Annotated in this window: 10 protein-coding genes, 1 tRNA gene and 1 other RNA gene; 8 read left to right on the top strand and 4 right to left on the bottom strand. The window is 64.3% G+C overall.

Features of this window, described 5'->3' with window-relative positions; all coding sequences use genetic code 11:
• Window positions 1–11: 11 nt before the first annotated feature.
• Complete coding sequence (locus ACZ5G6_RS03335) at window positions 12–932, top strand: oxygenase MpaB family protein (protein WP_498689378.1); 921 nt, start codon at window positions 12–14, stop codon at window positions 930–932.
• A gap of 169 nt (window positions 933–1101) precedes the next feature.
• Here ACZ5G6_RS03335 and ACZ5G6_RS03330 read toward each other — a convergent pair whose 3' ends face one another.
• Entirely contained in the window at window positions 1102–4560 is a 3459-nt protein-coding gene (locus ACZ5G6_RS03330; protein WP_498689376.1) for a bifunctional proline dehydrogenase/L-glutamate gamma-semialdehyde dehydrogenase, read from the bottom strand.
• 124 nt (window positions 4561–4684) lie between these two features.
• Here ACZ5G6_RS03330 and ACZ5G6_RS03325 point away from each other — a divergent pair, with 124 nt between their 5' ends.
• The gene (locus tag ACZ5G6_RS03325) at window positions 4685–5584 is read left to right on the top strand and encodes a LysR family transcriptional regulator (RefSeq protein ID WP_498689375.1); all 900 of its coding nucleotides are present in this window, start codon (window positions 4685–4687) and stop codon (window positions 5582–5584) included.
• 69 nt (window positions 5585–5653) lie between these two features.
• Here the strand turns inward: ACZ5G6_RS03325 and ACZ5G6_RS03320 are convergent.
• Window positions 5654–5738, bottom strand: a tRNA-Ser gene (locus tag ACZ5G6_RS03320).
• A 307-nt stretch (window positions 5739–6045) separates the two neighbouring features.
• Here ACZ5G6_RS03320 and ACZ5G6_RS03315 point away from each other — a divergent pair.
• From ACZ5G6_RS03315 to recR, 5 genes are all read left to right on the top strand, one after another.
• Window positions 6046–6375, top strand: coding sequence for a hypothetical protein (locus ACZ5G6_RS03315; protein ID WP_498689373.1), 330 nt, complete (start codon window positions 6046–6048; stop codon window positions 6373–6375).
• Between the two features lie 131 nt (window positions 6376–6506).
• Window positions 6507–7265 carry a M15 family metallopeptidase gene (locus tag ACZ5G6_RS03310; protein ID WP_498689372.1) on the top strand — a complete coding sequence of 253 codons (759 nt, stop codon included), beginning with the start codon at window positions 6507–6509 and terminating at the stop codon, window positions 7263–7265.
• Window positions 7266–7373: 108 nt separating this feature from the next.
• An RNA gene (ffs, locus tag ACZ5G6_RS03305) (signal recognition particle sRNA small type) lies at window positions 7374–7470 on the top strand.
• A gap of 33 nt (window positions 7471–7503) precedes the next feature.
• Entirely contained in the window at window positions 7504–10623 is a 3120-nt protein-coding gene (locus ACZ5G6_RS03300) for a DNA polymerase III subunit gamma and tau (RefSeq protein WP_498689370.1), read from the top strand.
• 33 nt (window positions 10624–10656) lie between these two features.
• On the top strand, window positions 10657–11256 hold the full coding sequence (recR, locus tag ACZ5G6_RS03295; RefSeq protein WP_223935724.1) for a recombination mediator RecR: 600 nt from the start codon (window positions 10657–10659) through the stop codon (window positions 11254–11256).
• Here recR and ACZ5G6_RS03290 read toward each other — a convergent pair.
• A complete protein-coding gene (locus tag ACZ5G6_RS03290) occupies window positions 11210–12334 on the bottom strand; it encodes a hypothetical protein (protein ID WP_498689368.1) in 1125 nt (374 codons plus the stop codon). The genes recR and ACZ5G6_RS03290 overlap by 47 nt on opposite strands.
• A 198-nt stretch (window positions 12335–12532) precedes the next feature.
• Here ACZ5G6_RS03290 and ACZ5G6_RS03285 point away from each other — a divergent pair, with 198 nt between their 5' ends.
• Window positions 12533–13879: an aspartate kinase gene (locus ACZ5G6_RS03285; protein ID WP_223935722.1), complete on the top strand. Its 1347-nt coding sequence runs from the start codon at window positions 12533–12535 to the stop codon at window positions 13877–13879.
• Between the two features lie 81 nt (window positions 13880–13960).
• Here ACZ5G6_RS03285 and ACZ5G6_RS03280 read toward each other — a convergent pair whose 3' ends face one another.
• Window positions 13961–14560, bottom strand: coding sequence for a TetR/AcrR family transcriptional regulator (locus ACZ5G6_RS03280; protein ID WP_223935721.1), 600 nt, complete (start codon window positions 14558–14560; stop codon window positions 13961–13963).
• Window positions 14561–14704: the final 144 nt, after the last annotated feature.

The raw sequence follows: 14704 nt of genomic DNA, 5'->3' as shown, positions 1-14704 counted from the left end.
AGAGCGGTCTCATGGGATGCATGAGGAATTACCTCACCGAGTACAGATACGACCTGCAACGCACGTTCACGGGGACGTCCGGAACGCCACCTGAGTGGGTGCCCCGCCTCGCAGAAGGGAACGACGCCGGATACCACCTTCCGGGCTCGGCCGTCTGGGCGGTGCATGGCTCCATGGCGACGATCGTGGCCGGAATCAGGGTCCTGCTGATGCAGGCCCTGCATCCCGGCGCACTTGCAGGTGTTTACGAGCACTCCGGTTTCAAGGAAGATCCACTGGGACGGCTGGCCAATACGGTGCGTTGGATCTTCACTGTCACGTATGGCTCCAGGGAAGCCGCTGAGGCAGCTACGTACCGTGTCCGGAAAATCCACGAGCATGTTCGGGGAAGCTATGTGGACGGAACCGGCACGTACCGCCATTACGCAGCCAACGATCCCGAACTTCTCCGCTGGGTCCATGTCACCTACGCGGATTCCTTCCTTACCGCCAACCGCATCTGGGGCCGCCCGATACCCGGAGGCGCGGATGCCTACGTTCGTGAGTGGGCCCAGGCTGGACGGCTCATGGGCATCGAGGATCCGCCGGTCACCGAAGCCCAGGTGCGCGGGGAACTGGAAGCCTGGTACGCCTCCGGGATCCTGCGCTCGGATGAACGGCTGGCGGAAACCGTGGCCTTCATCAGCCGCCCACCCCTTAGCCCGCTGCTCCAGCCGGGCTACAGGATCCTGTTCGCTGCCGCCGTCGCGAGCCTTGAACCCAAGTACCGGGACATGCTGGGTCTGCGACCCGCCCGCTTGGGTCCGGTCCCCCTGCCTGCCATCACCACCGCCCGCATTGTTCTGAGTATGGTTCGTCTGGCCTTGGGCTCACACGGGCCCAGCGAACTCGCAGCGCGACGGCGCCTGCAAAGACTGGGATACGCGGTGTGAGGCCAACCTTGGAAAGAAGCCCGAAAGAACCGCGGCAGAGGACCTCTGGGTTGGCTGGGAGCCGGACAAGGCCCAGTTGCTGGTCTTGGAGGGCTGACGCGCCAACCAAACACAGCCGGGCAGGACGACTTTATGGACGTCCTGCCCGGCTGCTCTGGAAGGTCTTCCCTTAGATCAGGTGGTCCGACAGGTGGTTCGGCGTACCGAAGCGGTGCGCGGTAATGGACACGGCCTGCTCACGCAGGAACGGGAGCATCTCGATGCGGCCAGCCTGCGTCACTGCACCGTGGTAGACAGCAACATCCGGGCGGCCACCCATGGCTGCGCTCAGCGCGGCAAAGTCGCCACCGATCAGGCGGATCCGCCCGGCGTCGAACTTGGCCGCACGGGCCAGCCACGCGGCGTCGTCCTCGATCCGGACGCTGACGCCCAGGTTGGCGAATACCGACACCACAGCGTCGGGGAGTACGACGGCGGAGCTCACCTTGACGGCCGAGCCCGCCACCGCGCCGGCGGCCACGACGCGGAGCAGCTCAGCGAGCCGTTCACCTTCAGACAGGCGGACCGTGACCGGGATCGGGCGGTAGCGGAACACGTTGCGCTCCGCGGACAGGGCCGAGACGTCCTTGCTGGTGCCGAACTCGGATTCCCAGGCGGCGGCGTCGCTGAAGAGTGCCTGCTGGAGGGTCTGGAGTTCCTCGGCAGTGACATCAGCCGACTTCGCTGCGGCGAGAAGCTGTGCAGCTGCACCCTGAAGTACGGTGCCGCGCTTGGCCTTGGCCTCGGCTGGGAGCCAGCTACCCAGGCCGATCAGGTAGTTCGGTCCACCGGCCTTGGTTCCGGCGCCCACAGCGGACTTCTTCCATCCACCGAACGGCTGGCGCTGGACGATCGCACCAGTGATGCCGCGGTTGACGTACAGGTTTCCGGCCTGGATGTTGTCCAGCCAGACGCCCATTTCAGCGGAGTCCAGGGAGTGGAGGCCAGCGGTGAGGCCGTACTCGATCTCGTTCTGGATGGCGATGGCTTCCTCGAGGGTTTCCGCGGTCATGACGCCCAGCACCGGGCCGAAGAACTCGGTCAGGTGGAAGTATGAGCCACGCTTGACGCCCGAACGGATACCCGGAGACCACAAGCGGCCGGTTTCGTCGAGGCGCTCGGGCTTGATGGCCCAGGTTTCGCCGTCGCCCAGGGTGGTCAGGGCGTTCAGGAGCTTGCCGTTGGCCGGCTCGATGATCGGCCCCATCTGCGTGGTTGCGTTGTCCGGGTAGCCGACGGTCAGTGAGCGTGCGGCATCGATCAGCTGGTTGTGGAAGCGGGCGCTCTTGGCGACCGAGCCCACCAGGATCACCAGGGATGCGGCGGAGCACTTCTGGCCTGCGTGGCCGAACGCCGAGTACACGACGTCCTTGGCTGCGAGGTCCAGGTCAGCACTCGGGGTGACGATGATGGCGTTCTTGCCGGAGGTCTCAGCCAGCAGCGGCAGGTCCTGGCGGAAGGAACGGAACAGCTCAGCGGTTTCGTAGCCGCCGGTGAGAATGACGCGGTCAACGCTCGGGTGCGAGACCAACTGGGTACCGAGTTCACGCTCTTCGAGCTGGACCAGGGCCAGCACTTCGCGGGGCACGCCGGCTTCCCACAGCGCATCCACCATGACGGAACCCGAGCGGCGGGCCTGCTTTGCAGGCTTAATTACGACGGCGGAACCTGAAGCGAGCGCTGCGAGCGTCGAGCCCGCGGGGATCGCCACCGGGAAGTTCCACGGCGGGGTCACCACGGTGAGGTTCGCTGGGACGAACGTGGCGCCGTCGACCGTTTCCAGGTCCTTGGCGCGCTCGGCGTAGTAGTGCGCGAAGTCGATTGCTTCGCTGACCTCGGGGTCGCCTTGGTCGATGGTCTTGCCGGTTTCGGAAGCCATGACCTCCAGCAGCTCTGCGCGGCGGGCCTCGAGGACGTCGCCGGCGCGGTGCAGGATGGCTGCACGCTCGGCGGCCGGGCGGGCGCCCCAGGCCTTACCGTGATCCACGGCGGTGGCGATGATGCGGTCCAGTTCAGTGGAGTCGGAGACCTTGGTGGACTCCACGATCCTGTTGCCTGCGGTGGAGCCCGGGATGCGCTTGAGGATGTCGCGGCCCCACGCACGGTTGGCCGGAAGTGCCGGGTCCGTGTCCGGGGTATTGCGGAAGCCTTCAAGGGGAGCAGGCTCGGCGGGCAGGCGGCGGTCCTGCTTGCGGTTGGGCCCGGGAACCTCGGCCGTCATGCCTGCGAGGGAGTTCAGGAAGCGCTGCTGCTCGCGCTTGAACAAAGCCTCGTTTTCACTCAGTTCGAACACCGCGGACATGAAGTTTTCCTGGCTGGCCCCTTCTTCGAGGCGGCGGATCAGGTAGGCGATGGCGACGTCGAACTCACCCGGGTGGACCACCGGTGTGTAGAGGAGAAGGCTGCCGACGTCCTTACGGACGGCCGTGGCCTGGCCGGTTGCCATGCCCAGGAGCATTTCGAACTCAATCCCCGCAGTGACACCCCGCTGCTTGGCGAGCAGCCACGCAAAGGCGACATCGAAGAGGTTGTGTCCCGCGACGCCAATGCGGACGGCGTCGATGTGCTCCGGGGTGAGGGCGTAATTGATGACGTTCTTGTAGCTGGTGTCCGAGTCCTGCTTGGTACCCCAGGTGGCCAGCGGCCAGTCGTGAAGGGAAGCTTCCACGTGTTCCATGGGAAGGTTGGCGCCCTTGACCACGCGGACCTTGATGGGTGCGCCGCCCTGTGCACGTCGGGCCGATGCCCATTCCTGCAGCTCCTGCATCGCCCCGAGGGCATCAGGGAGGTAGGCCTGGAGAACGATGCCGGCCTCCAGGTTCTTGAATTCCGGCATGTCCAGGATCCGCTTGAACACCGCAATAGTCATGCTGAGATCCTTGTATTCCTCCATGTCCAGGTTGATGAACTTGGGCTTGGGGAAGGATGCAGCCAGCCGGTACAGCGGAGTGAGCTTCTCCACCACGTGGTCCACGGCTTCGTCGAAGGCCCACGGAGAGTGCGGCGCCACGGTGGAGGATTCCTTGATGGAGACGTAGTCAACGTCTTCGCGGGCCAGGAGCTTGAGCGTGCCATCCAGTCGGCGCTGGGCTTCGTGCTCGCCCAGGACTGCCTCGCCCAGGAGGTTCACGTTCAGGTGCACACCGTCCTGGCGGATCTTGGCGATGGCCGGGCCAAGCTTGGCGTCGGTAGCGTCCACAATCAGGTGGCCCACCATCTCGCGGAGCACGCGGCGGGCGATAGGGATGACCACCTGCGGGAGGATCGGAGCCATAACCCCACCCACGCGTACTGCGCTGCGCATGTACCAGGGGAGGAACTTGGGCACCTTCGGGGCCAGCTCGGCCAGTTTACGGCCGGCGACGGACAAGTCCTCAGGGCGGATGACGCCGTCGACGAATCCGACCGTGAAGTCAAGGCCATTTGGGTCTTTGAGGACTCCGGCGAGGCGCTGGGCGGAAACGTCGACGGGAATCTTGCTGGCTTCGGTAAGCCAGTGGCGGACCAATGCAATGGCCTCCTGGGCCAGTGCGTCGAACTGCCCTGAATCCTCGGTGCGCGGGGCGGCGGCCGGGAGGGTGCTGGTCATAAGGGGCTCCTTCTGAGGCGGAGAAGTTTGTTTGTTTCCATCAGTATGGATCTACAATCACGTTAGGAAAAGCGATGTTTTCTGACGAATATTGATTACTCATCCCGAACCTTTGGAGGCTGCCGTGCTGGACGTCCGCAGACTGCGTTTGCTGCACGAATTGAAGATCCGCGGAACCCTCGCCGAGGTGGCGGACGCGATGCAGTACAGCCCATCGTCGGTATCCCAACAATTGACGCTTCTGGAGAAGGAAGCGGGCGTCGAGCTGCTCCGAAAGGCCGGCCGCCGCGTCCAACTGACGCCACAGGCCGAGATCCTCGTTGCGCACACGGCGGACCTGTTGGAAACACTCGAACGCGCTGAAACGGACCTTGCAGCGTCGCTCTCCATGGTCACCGGAACGGTGCGATTGGCGGTATTCCAGTCCGCAGCACTTGCCCTGCTCCCCGATTTCCTCACCATCATGCGCAGCGAGTATCCAGAGGTACGGGTGGAAATGACCCAGCGGGAACCGGAGACCGCCCTCTACGAAACGTGGGCCCGTGACTTCGACATCGTGGTGGCAGAGCAATACCCCGGGCACGCGGCCCCGCATCACCCCGGCCTGGACCGAGCCACGCTGACCAGTGACGCCATCCGCCTGGCCACTCCCCCGGCAGGGCTGGGCGGGGAGCTCGTTTCATCGCTGGCCGATACCGCTCACATGCCCTGGGTCATGGAACCCCGCGGCGCCGCCTCCCGGCACTGGGCTGAGCAAGCCTGCAGATCTGCCGGTTTCGAGCCGGACGTTCGCTACGAAACGGCCGACCTCCAAGCCCAGATCCGGCTCATCGAATCCGGAAACGCCGTTGCCCTCATGCCGGACCTTGTCTGGACAGGGATGTCACGGCCGGTGCAGTTGCTCGACCTCCCCGGCCTGCCCAAGCGAACCGTCTTCACCTCCACGCGGACGGCCGGCCGGATCCACCCCGCGATCCTGGCCTGCCGCGAAGTCCTGGAGCGCGTTGCTGCGGCGCAACAGTAACGCTGCCCGCCCCGGAGGGCCTGATTCCGGGAACGCAAAAGGCCCCGGTCCGAAGACCGGGGCCAACCGCGGAGAATGGGGGATTTGAACCCCCGAGGGCGTTAACCCAACACGCGTTCCAGGCGTGCGCCATAGGCCGCTAGGCGAATTCTCCTTGCTTCCGAATCGAAAGCAGATACTACTGTACCTGAGAATTTCGGCATCGTGTAATCGGGCCATTTCACCCTCGCCGTGCGTCCAAAAAAGCGTTGTTCGCCTTAACGGAAAAATGGACGCCCCCAACGCGCCCATTCTTGCGGTATCACCGTTGAGCTGCCGGGTCCGGCCCCTCGCCCCCAGGCCCCGCAGCTCACAATCTTGAGATTGCCCCAATCGGTGTACATACCCATGGTCCGCTGTGACCCGCAGATATGCAATGGTGCGGGCCGGTTTGCAGCCGAAGTTACTGACAGGATGTTCCTATGACGCAGCTCCATGCACTCGTTGTGTACGTGCCCGAGACCCATGCTCCTGCCCTCCTTAAGGCAATCGGCGACGCCGGCGCAGGACGGATCGGCGACTACTCGCATTGCTCGTTCACGTCGCCCGGTACTGGCCACTTCACTCCCCTGCCGGGTGCGCAGCCGTTCATCGGCGACGTCGGAAGCCCCCAGCAGGTGCCTGAAACAAGGGTTGAGTGCGTGGTTGAGGAGGCTGTGCTCGACGACGTTGTGCGTGCCCTGCGCGCGGCCCACCCCTACGAGGAGCCGGCTTTCATGACGTGGCCGGTGAACGGGTGGAGAAAGGCATGATGTCGCGGCGGATTACTGCGACGTCGCGTTCGATCTGATACCCCAGGCGTGGGAAGTTTTCGATGTTCGGCGCCGCAGCGGGACATTCTCCGACTCCGGGGAACCATCCTTGGACTGAAGAGGCGACGGCCTTGAAAGTCAAGATTGTCGGCATTCCGGCCCCGGAGTACAGTCACCCCATCGCTGGACACACTTCACTGGACACACGTGACTGGGAGGACTCGATGAAGCTGCGCCAATTCTGGTTGGGGATTGCAGGGGCGGTGCTTTCTGTGGGGTTGCTGTCTCCCCAGGCTGCAGTCGCGGTCGATTACGACATCAACTCTGCAAACAGCCTTCAAGTAGTGGTCAACAAGCACCGCATGCTTACCCCTTCGAGCTATGTTCCGGCGTCGCTGACCCGCGTCTCGGCAGAACGGCTGCGCACTGAGGCAGCTACGGCCTACAACAAGTTCTCGAAAGCGGCCAAGGCCGCCGGCGTCAACGTCCGGCCCCTCAGCGGATACCGGTCCTATGCCGAGCAGCAGAGCCTCTACGCCGATTATGTGGCCCAGTACGGCCAGGCGACGGCAGACACCCTGGCTGCCCGTCCCGGCTACAGCGAGCACCAGACCGGTTTGGCGATGGACATCGGAAATGCCAGTGGGGTGTGTGCGCTGCAGCCGTGCTTCGCCGACACTCCTGCTGGCCGTTTCGCGGCGAGCGAGGGGTGGAAGTACGGGTTCATTGTCAGGTACCCGGCTGGGGCACAGAGCATCACTGGCTACGCATATGAGCCGTGGCACCTGCGTTTTGTCGGCGTAGAGCTGGCCACCGACATGAGGGCCAACGGAATCACCACATTGGAGCGGCATTTCGGGCTAGAGGACGCGCCGGATTATCTGCCCTAGTGCCTGCTTGCCATAGCGCCTGGCTGCTCATTCGGCCACCGCCGTCGGGGTTTTCCACACCCTCCGCCAGCCGATTCGAACCCCGAACTAAGTTCGGGTAAGCTTGTCGACGGCCCCTCATGTGGCGTCATCCTGTTGAACTCCCCCAGGACCGGAAGGTAGCAAGGGTAGATGGGCTCTGGCGGGTGCATGAGGGGTCTCTTATTTAAATGTCAGTCCCTATAGGTAGGTTTCCCCTGTGACTGTTACAACTGCCCTGTATCGAAGGTATCGCCCGGACTCTTTCGCGGACGTTATCGGGCAGGAACACGTCACCGAGCCCCTGATGACGGCGCTGCGGAAGAACCGCGTGAACCACGCCTACCTCTTCTCCGGCCCCCGCGGCTGCGGCAAGACCACCTCCGCGCGCATCCTGGCCCGTTGCCTGAACTGCGCCGAGGGTCCCACGGACACACCCTGTGGCAAGTGCCCCAGCTGCATCGAACTGGCGCGCGGCGGCTCCGGCTCGCTGGACGTCATCGAGATCGACGCCGCCAGCCATGGTGGCGTGGACGATGCCCGCGATCTCCGCGAACGCGCAACGTTCGCCCCGGTGCGGGACCGCTACAAGATCTTCATCATCGACGAAGCCCACATGGTCACGTCGGCCGGCTTCAATGCGCTCCTGAAGATCGTCGAAGAGCCGCCGGAACACATCAAGTTCATCTTTGCCACCACGGAGCCGGACAAAGTCATCGGCACCATCCGCTCGCGCACGCACCACTACCCCTTCCGGTTGGTGCCGCCCGAGCCACTCATGAAGTACCTTGAGCTGCTCTGCCATCAGGAGAACGTTCCCGTGGCTCCGGGCGTGCTTTCGCTCGTCATCCGTGCTGGCGGTGGTTCCGTCCGTGACACCCTGTCAGTGCTGGACCAGCTCATGGCAGGTGCCGGACCCAACGGCCTTGACTACGAGCTCGCGGTCGCACTTCTCGGCTACACCCATGCTTCGTTGCTGGACGACGTCGTGGATGCCGTGGCAGCGGCCGATTCCGCAACTGTTTTCCGCGCTGTTGACCGCGTCATCCAGACCGGGCACGATCCCCGGCGGTTCGTGGAGGACCTGCTGGAGCGTTTCCGCGACCTCATCATCGTCCAGGCGATGCCGGAAAGCGCACAGGCGATCCTCCGCGGCGTGCCTGAGGACCAGATTGCCCGGATGCGCAACCAGGCCACAAACCTGGGTGCCGCGGAGCTTTCCCGCGCGGCGGATGTCACCAACACGGCGCTCACGGAAATGACCGGGGCCACCTCGCCGCGCCTGCACTTGGAACTTCTTTGCGCGCGCATCCTGCTGCCCGGTTCCGAGCAGACGGAACGGGGCATTGCGGCCCGGATCGACCGCGTGGAGCGTCGCCTGAATTACGCCGGCGACGCCGGCATCCCGGCTGTCGCCTCTGGCCCGCCTTCTTCACCGGCTGCTGCGTCAGGTGCCCAGGCTGCCCCTCCACAAGCGCCCGCGGCAGCACCAGTTCAGGCACCGGCAGCAGGTCCAGTTCAAGCGCCCGCGGCAGCACCAGTTCAGGCACCGGCAGCAGGTCCAGTTCAAGCATCTGCATCTGTGCAGGAAACGTCGTCAGCGCCCGTGTCGCGGGAGCCAATCTCCGCCCCCCGCGTTTCAACGAACGATTGGCCAGTTGAGGACCGTCCGGCTGCCCAACGTTTGGCCGAGGAGCGGCCGCCTGCGGAGTCAACAGCACAGCCCGCTGCGCAGCCCGCTCCCGTATCACAGCCGCCCGCATCCCAGCCCAGCGCTCCACCGCAGCCTGCCCCTGCCTCCCAACCAGCGCCAGCCGCTGGCGGAGACGTCGAAGCCCTACGTCGCGCTTGGCCGGAAGTCCTGCAGACGCTGACCAAGATCAAACGCAGCACGTGGGCCTTGGTGGAACCGAACGCCCAGGTGGCCCAGTTCGATGGCCAGGTGCTGACTCTCGCCTTCACCACCGCCGGCCTCGCTGGGGCCTTTGGGCGCGCGGATCACTCCGAGAACCTTCGCCAAGCAATCCACAAGACCATCGGCATCGACTGCCAGATCGTCGCAGTGGCTGGCGGCAACAGCTCAGCGAGCTCTGAGCCAAACCCAAAAGCACCTACTAGCCGGGAGGTTCCGGCGTCGGCTGGCACCGCATCGCCGTCGGCTGCCCCAGCTCCAGTGCCGGGCCCAACCGCAGTGCCAGCCGAGGTACCAGTGCCAACCCAGGAACGAGTGCCAGCCCAGGCGCCAAGTGCTGTTTCATCGGTCGACTCCGCCTGGGGCTTGGCACCGGCCGCCCCTGAGGCAGCGACGCCCGCGCCGGCCAGGCCGGAGGCAGTAGCACCAATTGCGGATGCCCCGGCTCCCGGGGAACCCACGGCGCCGGCGGCTCCCGCGGAACCCACGGCGGCGGCTCCCGCAGACCCCACGACGTCCGCTGGGGAGTATTCCTACGCCGACGATGACTGGGGTCCTCCGCTCGACGAAGATGCGCCGCCGTTGGACGAAGAACCTCCGATGGATTGGGAACCGTCCCCCGCATTGTCGGGTCCAGACACCCCTTCAGCGCCGGCTTCCCCAGCACCGGCGTCCCCGGCGCGGGGGATTCCGTCTGCGGCATCGATGCCATCCGCTGGGCAGGACGCCCCTGCATCGGCAGTCAACACAGCTGGTAAATCCTCAGAACCGGCCGCTTCCGTCGACCCCTGGTCCAGGGCAGTAGAACAAGCGCCTGGTACGTGGGTGGTCGGCACCGAATCCAATGTCGGCGCCAAGCAACAGACTCCCATCGAGGCTGATACTGGTGTGTCGAACGTCCGCGACTACGAACCGGCGGCGGCGCAGGTCCCGGCGGCCAGCGGTCCTGCCTTTGAAACACCGGCGGACGCAGCAGCCACGGCAGGCCCGAGTTACGGCCACCCGACCAGCGCCGGGCAAAACGGCTCTTCGACCTGGGATGTCGCTCCGGCGTCGAGTTGGCCCGGAACCGTACAAGCACAGGCGTCCGCCCCGGCGCCTGCGGCGTGGCCCACCACAGCCACGGAAACCCAGCACACAGGTGGCTCCGTCGCCACGCTTGAGGAGGGCGCGCCGTCGAGCGGTCCCTCAACTCGCCAGAGCCTATACCAGCGCTTGACCAACAGCCCCGAAGCCCAAGCCGGCAGAGTCCAAGCACCCGTACGTACCCAAGCCAGGCCAGAGACAGCACCGGAGGACATCCCCAGCCCGGAAGACGAAACCATCGAGGAATCGAGGGTCTTTGGGCGGGCTGCCGTGGAGCGTATTCTGGGCGGAAAGCTGATCGAAGAACGCGCCTTGGACGGTTCTCCCCTGCAACCCCGCTGATCACAGCATTGATACCAAACAAACGAGGACATTTTGTACGAAGGTGCAGTTCAAGAGCTGATTGACGAGCTCGGCCGGCTTCCCGGTGTGGGTCCGAAATCGGCACAGCGCCTTGCGTTCCACATCCTGGAGGCTGACCCCGAGGACATGAAACGCCTCGTCGCGGCCATCACCACGGTGAAGGAACGGGTCAAGTTTTGCTCCGTGTGCGGCAACGTCACAGAGCAGGAAATGTGCAACATTTGCCGCGATCCGAGGCGCGACCCGTCGGTCATTTGCGTGGTGGAGGAGTCCAAGGACGTTCTCGCCGTCGAGCGCACCCGGTCTTTCCGCGGCCGCTATCACGTGCTGGGTGGGGCGATCAATCCCATCGCGGGGATCGGCCCCGAGCAGTTGCGGATCCGTGAACTCCTCACACGCCTCAATGACGGCGCTATCCAGGAAATCATCATCGCCACGGATCCCAACCTTGAGGGTGAAGCCACTGCCACCTATTTGGCCCGCATGCTCAAGTCGATCGGGATCACCGTGACCCGGTTGGCTTCCGGCTTGCCGGTGGGTGGGGATCTTGAATATGCGGACGAAATCACGCTGGGCCGGGCTTTTGAGGGCCGACGGAACGCCTTGATGTAAGTCGGTGTGAGGACAACCAGCGGCCCGGAAGGAGCACCAGGGCAGCAACCGCTGCCTGGATCGCGAGGCCGGTGAGGGCTATGGGCACCGGAGGCGCAAGCTGATCGCTTGATTCGCCGCCAATGCACGGAACGTCCCACCTGGGCCCGTCGGCAGCCCATTGCAGTCCGGCAAGCACCCACGCAAGTTCGTGCTCCCCTGGAACAGCGTCAGCGGCGATACTGCCGAAGAGCAGAACCGGGTTTGAAGCTGCCAGCCAAGCTACCCGCTCTGTGTGGGCCACCTCGACGGGCCGCAGACTCCCAACGCACTCGTACGCTGTGATCCTTCCGGAGTCGTCCCGCTCCACGTTGACGGGCACTGAAGCTTGGTCCATCACCGCGGTCCCGGGGAGCAGCGCGATGGTGGCTGCTACATTGCCCAGGCACAGGAATGCCACCAGCGCCGCAGCCAGGGCAACACCCGCCGGTGTTCGGGCCGAGCATGCTCGGGCACCAGCGCCTATGAGTCCAAACAGCAGAACCTCTAGGACGACAACCACGACGGCGGCACCCGCCAACCCGATCGGCCCGCCCACGCCCGCGCCCACCACGAGCAGCAGGATGCCGGATGGCACTGCGAAGACCGCCCCGCGGAAGATTCCGGCGAACAGGGCGCCAAGGAATGTTCGAGCGACATGCCGGAAGCCCCAGACTGCCCCGAGCAGGGCGGAAACGGCTGCCATCAATCCGGCCATCAGTATGTAGGTGGCGCTGGGAAGGCTCGATTCAAACCATCCGTTGGCTTCGGCGAAGGCCACCACGGCCGAGGCCACCGCCCAGGCGAGAAGGAGCCCCGATGCGCAGGCCACCCAGAACCGCCACGATCGCAAGGACGTGTAGCAGTCTTCCCAAGCCTCCCCTAGGGCAGCTCCGAGAATGTCCGGGATCCCAGGTTGGCGCTTCCCCCTGAGTTCATTAACCGCAGTCCCGTCACGACGCGGAAAGCGGTCGTCGATTACGCCGCCACCGATCACCTCGTAGTCCGAATCGCTGCGCGCCGGCCCGGGATCGTCCGGGTCCTCAGGAACCCAGGCCATGGCACCACGCAATGCTCATAGAAGGGATCGTACGCCCGGCGGCCTGCTCCCGAAACAGCCTGACTGGCCGCCATGTGGTCACAATTCCTGCGGGGACACACCACGGCGATAAACTGGCCCAATAAGCTACGCAGGTGTGCCCAATTTGGAATTTGGCATGCCGCGTTCGAACCCTATTGATGCAGTGAGGGTGCGCGCATGACTATGCCCACTACCGAAGTGAAGATCGAAGAGCTCTCCGACGGAGCTGCCATTACCAAGCAGCTGATCGTTCAGAAGTTCGGCGGTTCCTCGGTTGCCGATGCTGATGGCATCAAGCGGGTCGCTCAGCGTGTTGTGGATGCGCAGAAGGCCGGCAACGAGGTTGTGGTTGTTGTTTCCGCCATGGGAGACACCACAGACGAACTCCTGGACCTCGCAGGCCAGGTCACGGACTCCGCTCCTGCGCGCGAAATGGACATGCTCCTTTCCGCCGGTGAGCGAATTTCCATGGCACTGCTTGCCATGGCCATCAACAAATTTGGCGCCTCCGCCCAGTCCTTCACGGGCTCCCAGGCCGGCATGATTACCGATGGCATCCACGGCAAGGCCCGGATTATCGACGTCGACCCGCACCGCATCCGCACTGCCCTGGACAAGGGACACATCGCGATCGTGGCCGGTTTCCAGGGCATGAGCCGCAGCACCAACGAGATCACAACGCTTGGCCGCGGCGGCTCGGACACCACCGCCGTTGCGTTGGCCGCCGCGCTCGAAGCAGACGTCTGCGAGATCTACACCGACGTGGACGGCATCTACACCGCGGACCCGCGCGTTGTGTCTTCCGCGCAGAAGATCGACCGCATCTCCAGCGAGGAAATGCTGGAACTCGCCGCCTCCGGCGCCAAGATCCTGCACCTGCGTTGCGTGGAGTACGCCCGCCGCTTCGGCGTGCCGCTGCACGTCCGCTCTTCATTCAGCCAGCACGAAGGCACGTGGGTCATCCCGGGCGCCGATGAAAAGTTCACGATTCAAGAGGGAGTTGCCTTGGAGCAGCCAATCATCTCCGGCGTTGCACACGACCGGTCCGAAGCCAAGGTCACCGTTGTAGGCGTTCCGGATATCCCCGGCAAGGCTGCCGCAATCTTCCAGGTGATCGCGGATGCCCACTCGAACATCGACATGATCGTCCAGAACGTGTCAACCCACGGCACGGGCCGCACGGACATCTCGTTCACCCTTCCGATCGTCGAAGGTGCCGATGCGTTGGCCGCCCTGCGTGCAGCTGAAGGCCAGATCGGCTTCGAGAGCATCGAATACAACGAGCACGTTGGCAAGCTCTCCCTTATTGGCGCCGGCATGCGTTCACACCCCGGCGTTTCGGCCACGTTCTTCAAGGCCCTCTCAGACGCCGGCATCAACATCGACATGATCTCCACTTCGGAAATCCGCATCTCCGTGGTCACCAGCGCTGACAAGCTGGACGACGCCGTCCGCGCCATCCACGCTGCGTTCGAGCTCGACGGCGATGCTGAAGCTACCGTTTACGGCGGCACCGGCCGCTAGGGCACCCAAACGGGCGGCGAGTACCGCCGTCGAGGTTTACCCAAGGAAGGATCGGGGCAAGCGCCCCGATCCTTCCTTGCGTTAACCTTTGCTGCGCTGTACCGGAGCCAGCAGCACGTCGATGAGTTGCCTCAGCCCATCGGCCATGTCCACGTCTTTGTCATAGAGCCACTGCAACTGCAGGCCATCGAACGCCGCAACCACCAGCCGTGCAAGCATGGCTGCCTCCACGTCGCTCCGGACTTCACCGGCCTGTTGGCGGCGGACAATGTCCTCACAGACGTTCCGCACCACGTTTTCGTACCGTTCCTTGAAGTAGCCGTGGGAGTCATGTCCGGGATCATTGGCGGTGGCCGATGCAACAGCGTACAGCGTGGTAAGACCCGGTTCGTGGCGGTTCCGCTCGGCGATCGGCGGCATCAGGCGAAGCCCCACTTCCTCCTGGCCAACCACCGCCATGGACCGCCGGTCGCGCTCGGCCAGGACTGCAGTGAGGAGCTCCTGCTTGCCCTTGAAATAGTGGAAGAGAGTGGCTTCCTTCACCCCAACGAGTTCCGCCACGCGCTTGAGCGCAGTCCCTTCGAATCCTTCCGTCGCAAAGACGTCCGTAGCCGTTTGGATGATCTGTTCGCGGCGTTCGGCACCCTTCGCGTATTGCCCGCGGGCCTTGGAAGTAGACATTGGGTCAGTCTATTTCACGAACAAAATCGAGTAAGACTTGATTTGTTTTCACAAAAACCTAGTCACACTAGATATTAGTCGCTAGAGTCTCTCAATGAGACCTACCGGCACCCTCCTGGTCATCCGCATCAAAGGAGTCAAGTA

This window comes from Arthrobacter sp. TmtSoilC51 (assembly GCF_055388015.1).
Note: the sequence above shows the minus strand (reverse complement) of the source record. Positions and strands in the feature narration are given on the sequence as shown.

What these genes read in the sequence shown, in the direction of transcription:
- ACZ5G6_RS03335 (WP_498689378.1), top strand. Translation starts at nt 12, where the DNA reads ATGGGATGCATGAGGAATTACCTCACCGAGTACAGATACGACCTGCAA.
- ACZ5G6_RS03330 (WP_498689376.1), bottom strand. Translation starts at nt 4,560, where the DNA reads ATGACCAGCACCCTCCCGGCCGCCGCCCCGCGCACCGAGGATTCAGGG.
- ACZ5G6_RS03315 (WP_498689373.1), top strand. Translation starts at nt 6,046, where the DNA reads ATGACGCAGCTCCATGCACTCGTTGTGTACGTGCCCGAGACCCATGCT.
- ACZ5G6_RS03290 (WP_498689368.1), bottom strand. Translation starts at nt 12,334, where the DNA reads ATGGCCTGGGTTCCTGAGGACCCGGACGATCCCGGGCCGGCGCGCAGC.
- ACZ5G6_RS03285 (WP_223935722.1), top strand. Translation starts at nt 12,533, where the DNA reads ATGACTATGCCCACTACCGAAGTGAAGATCGAAGAGCTCTCCGACGGA.
- ACZ5G6_RS03280 (WP_223935721.1), bottom strand. Translation starts at nt 14,560, where the DNA reads ATGTCTACTTCCAAGGCCCGCGGGCAATACGCGAAGGGTGCCGAACGC.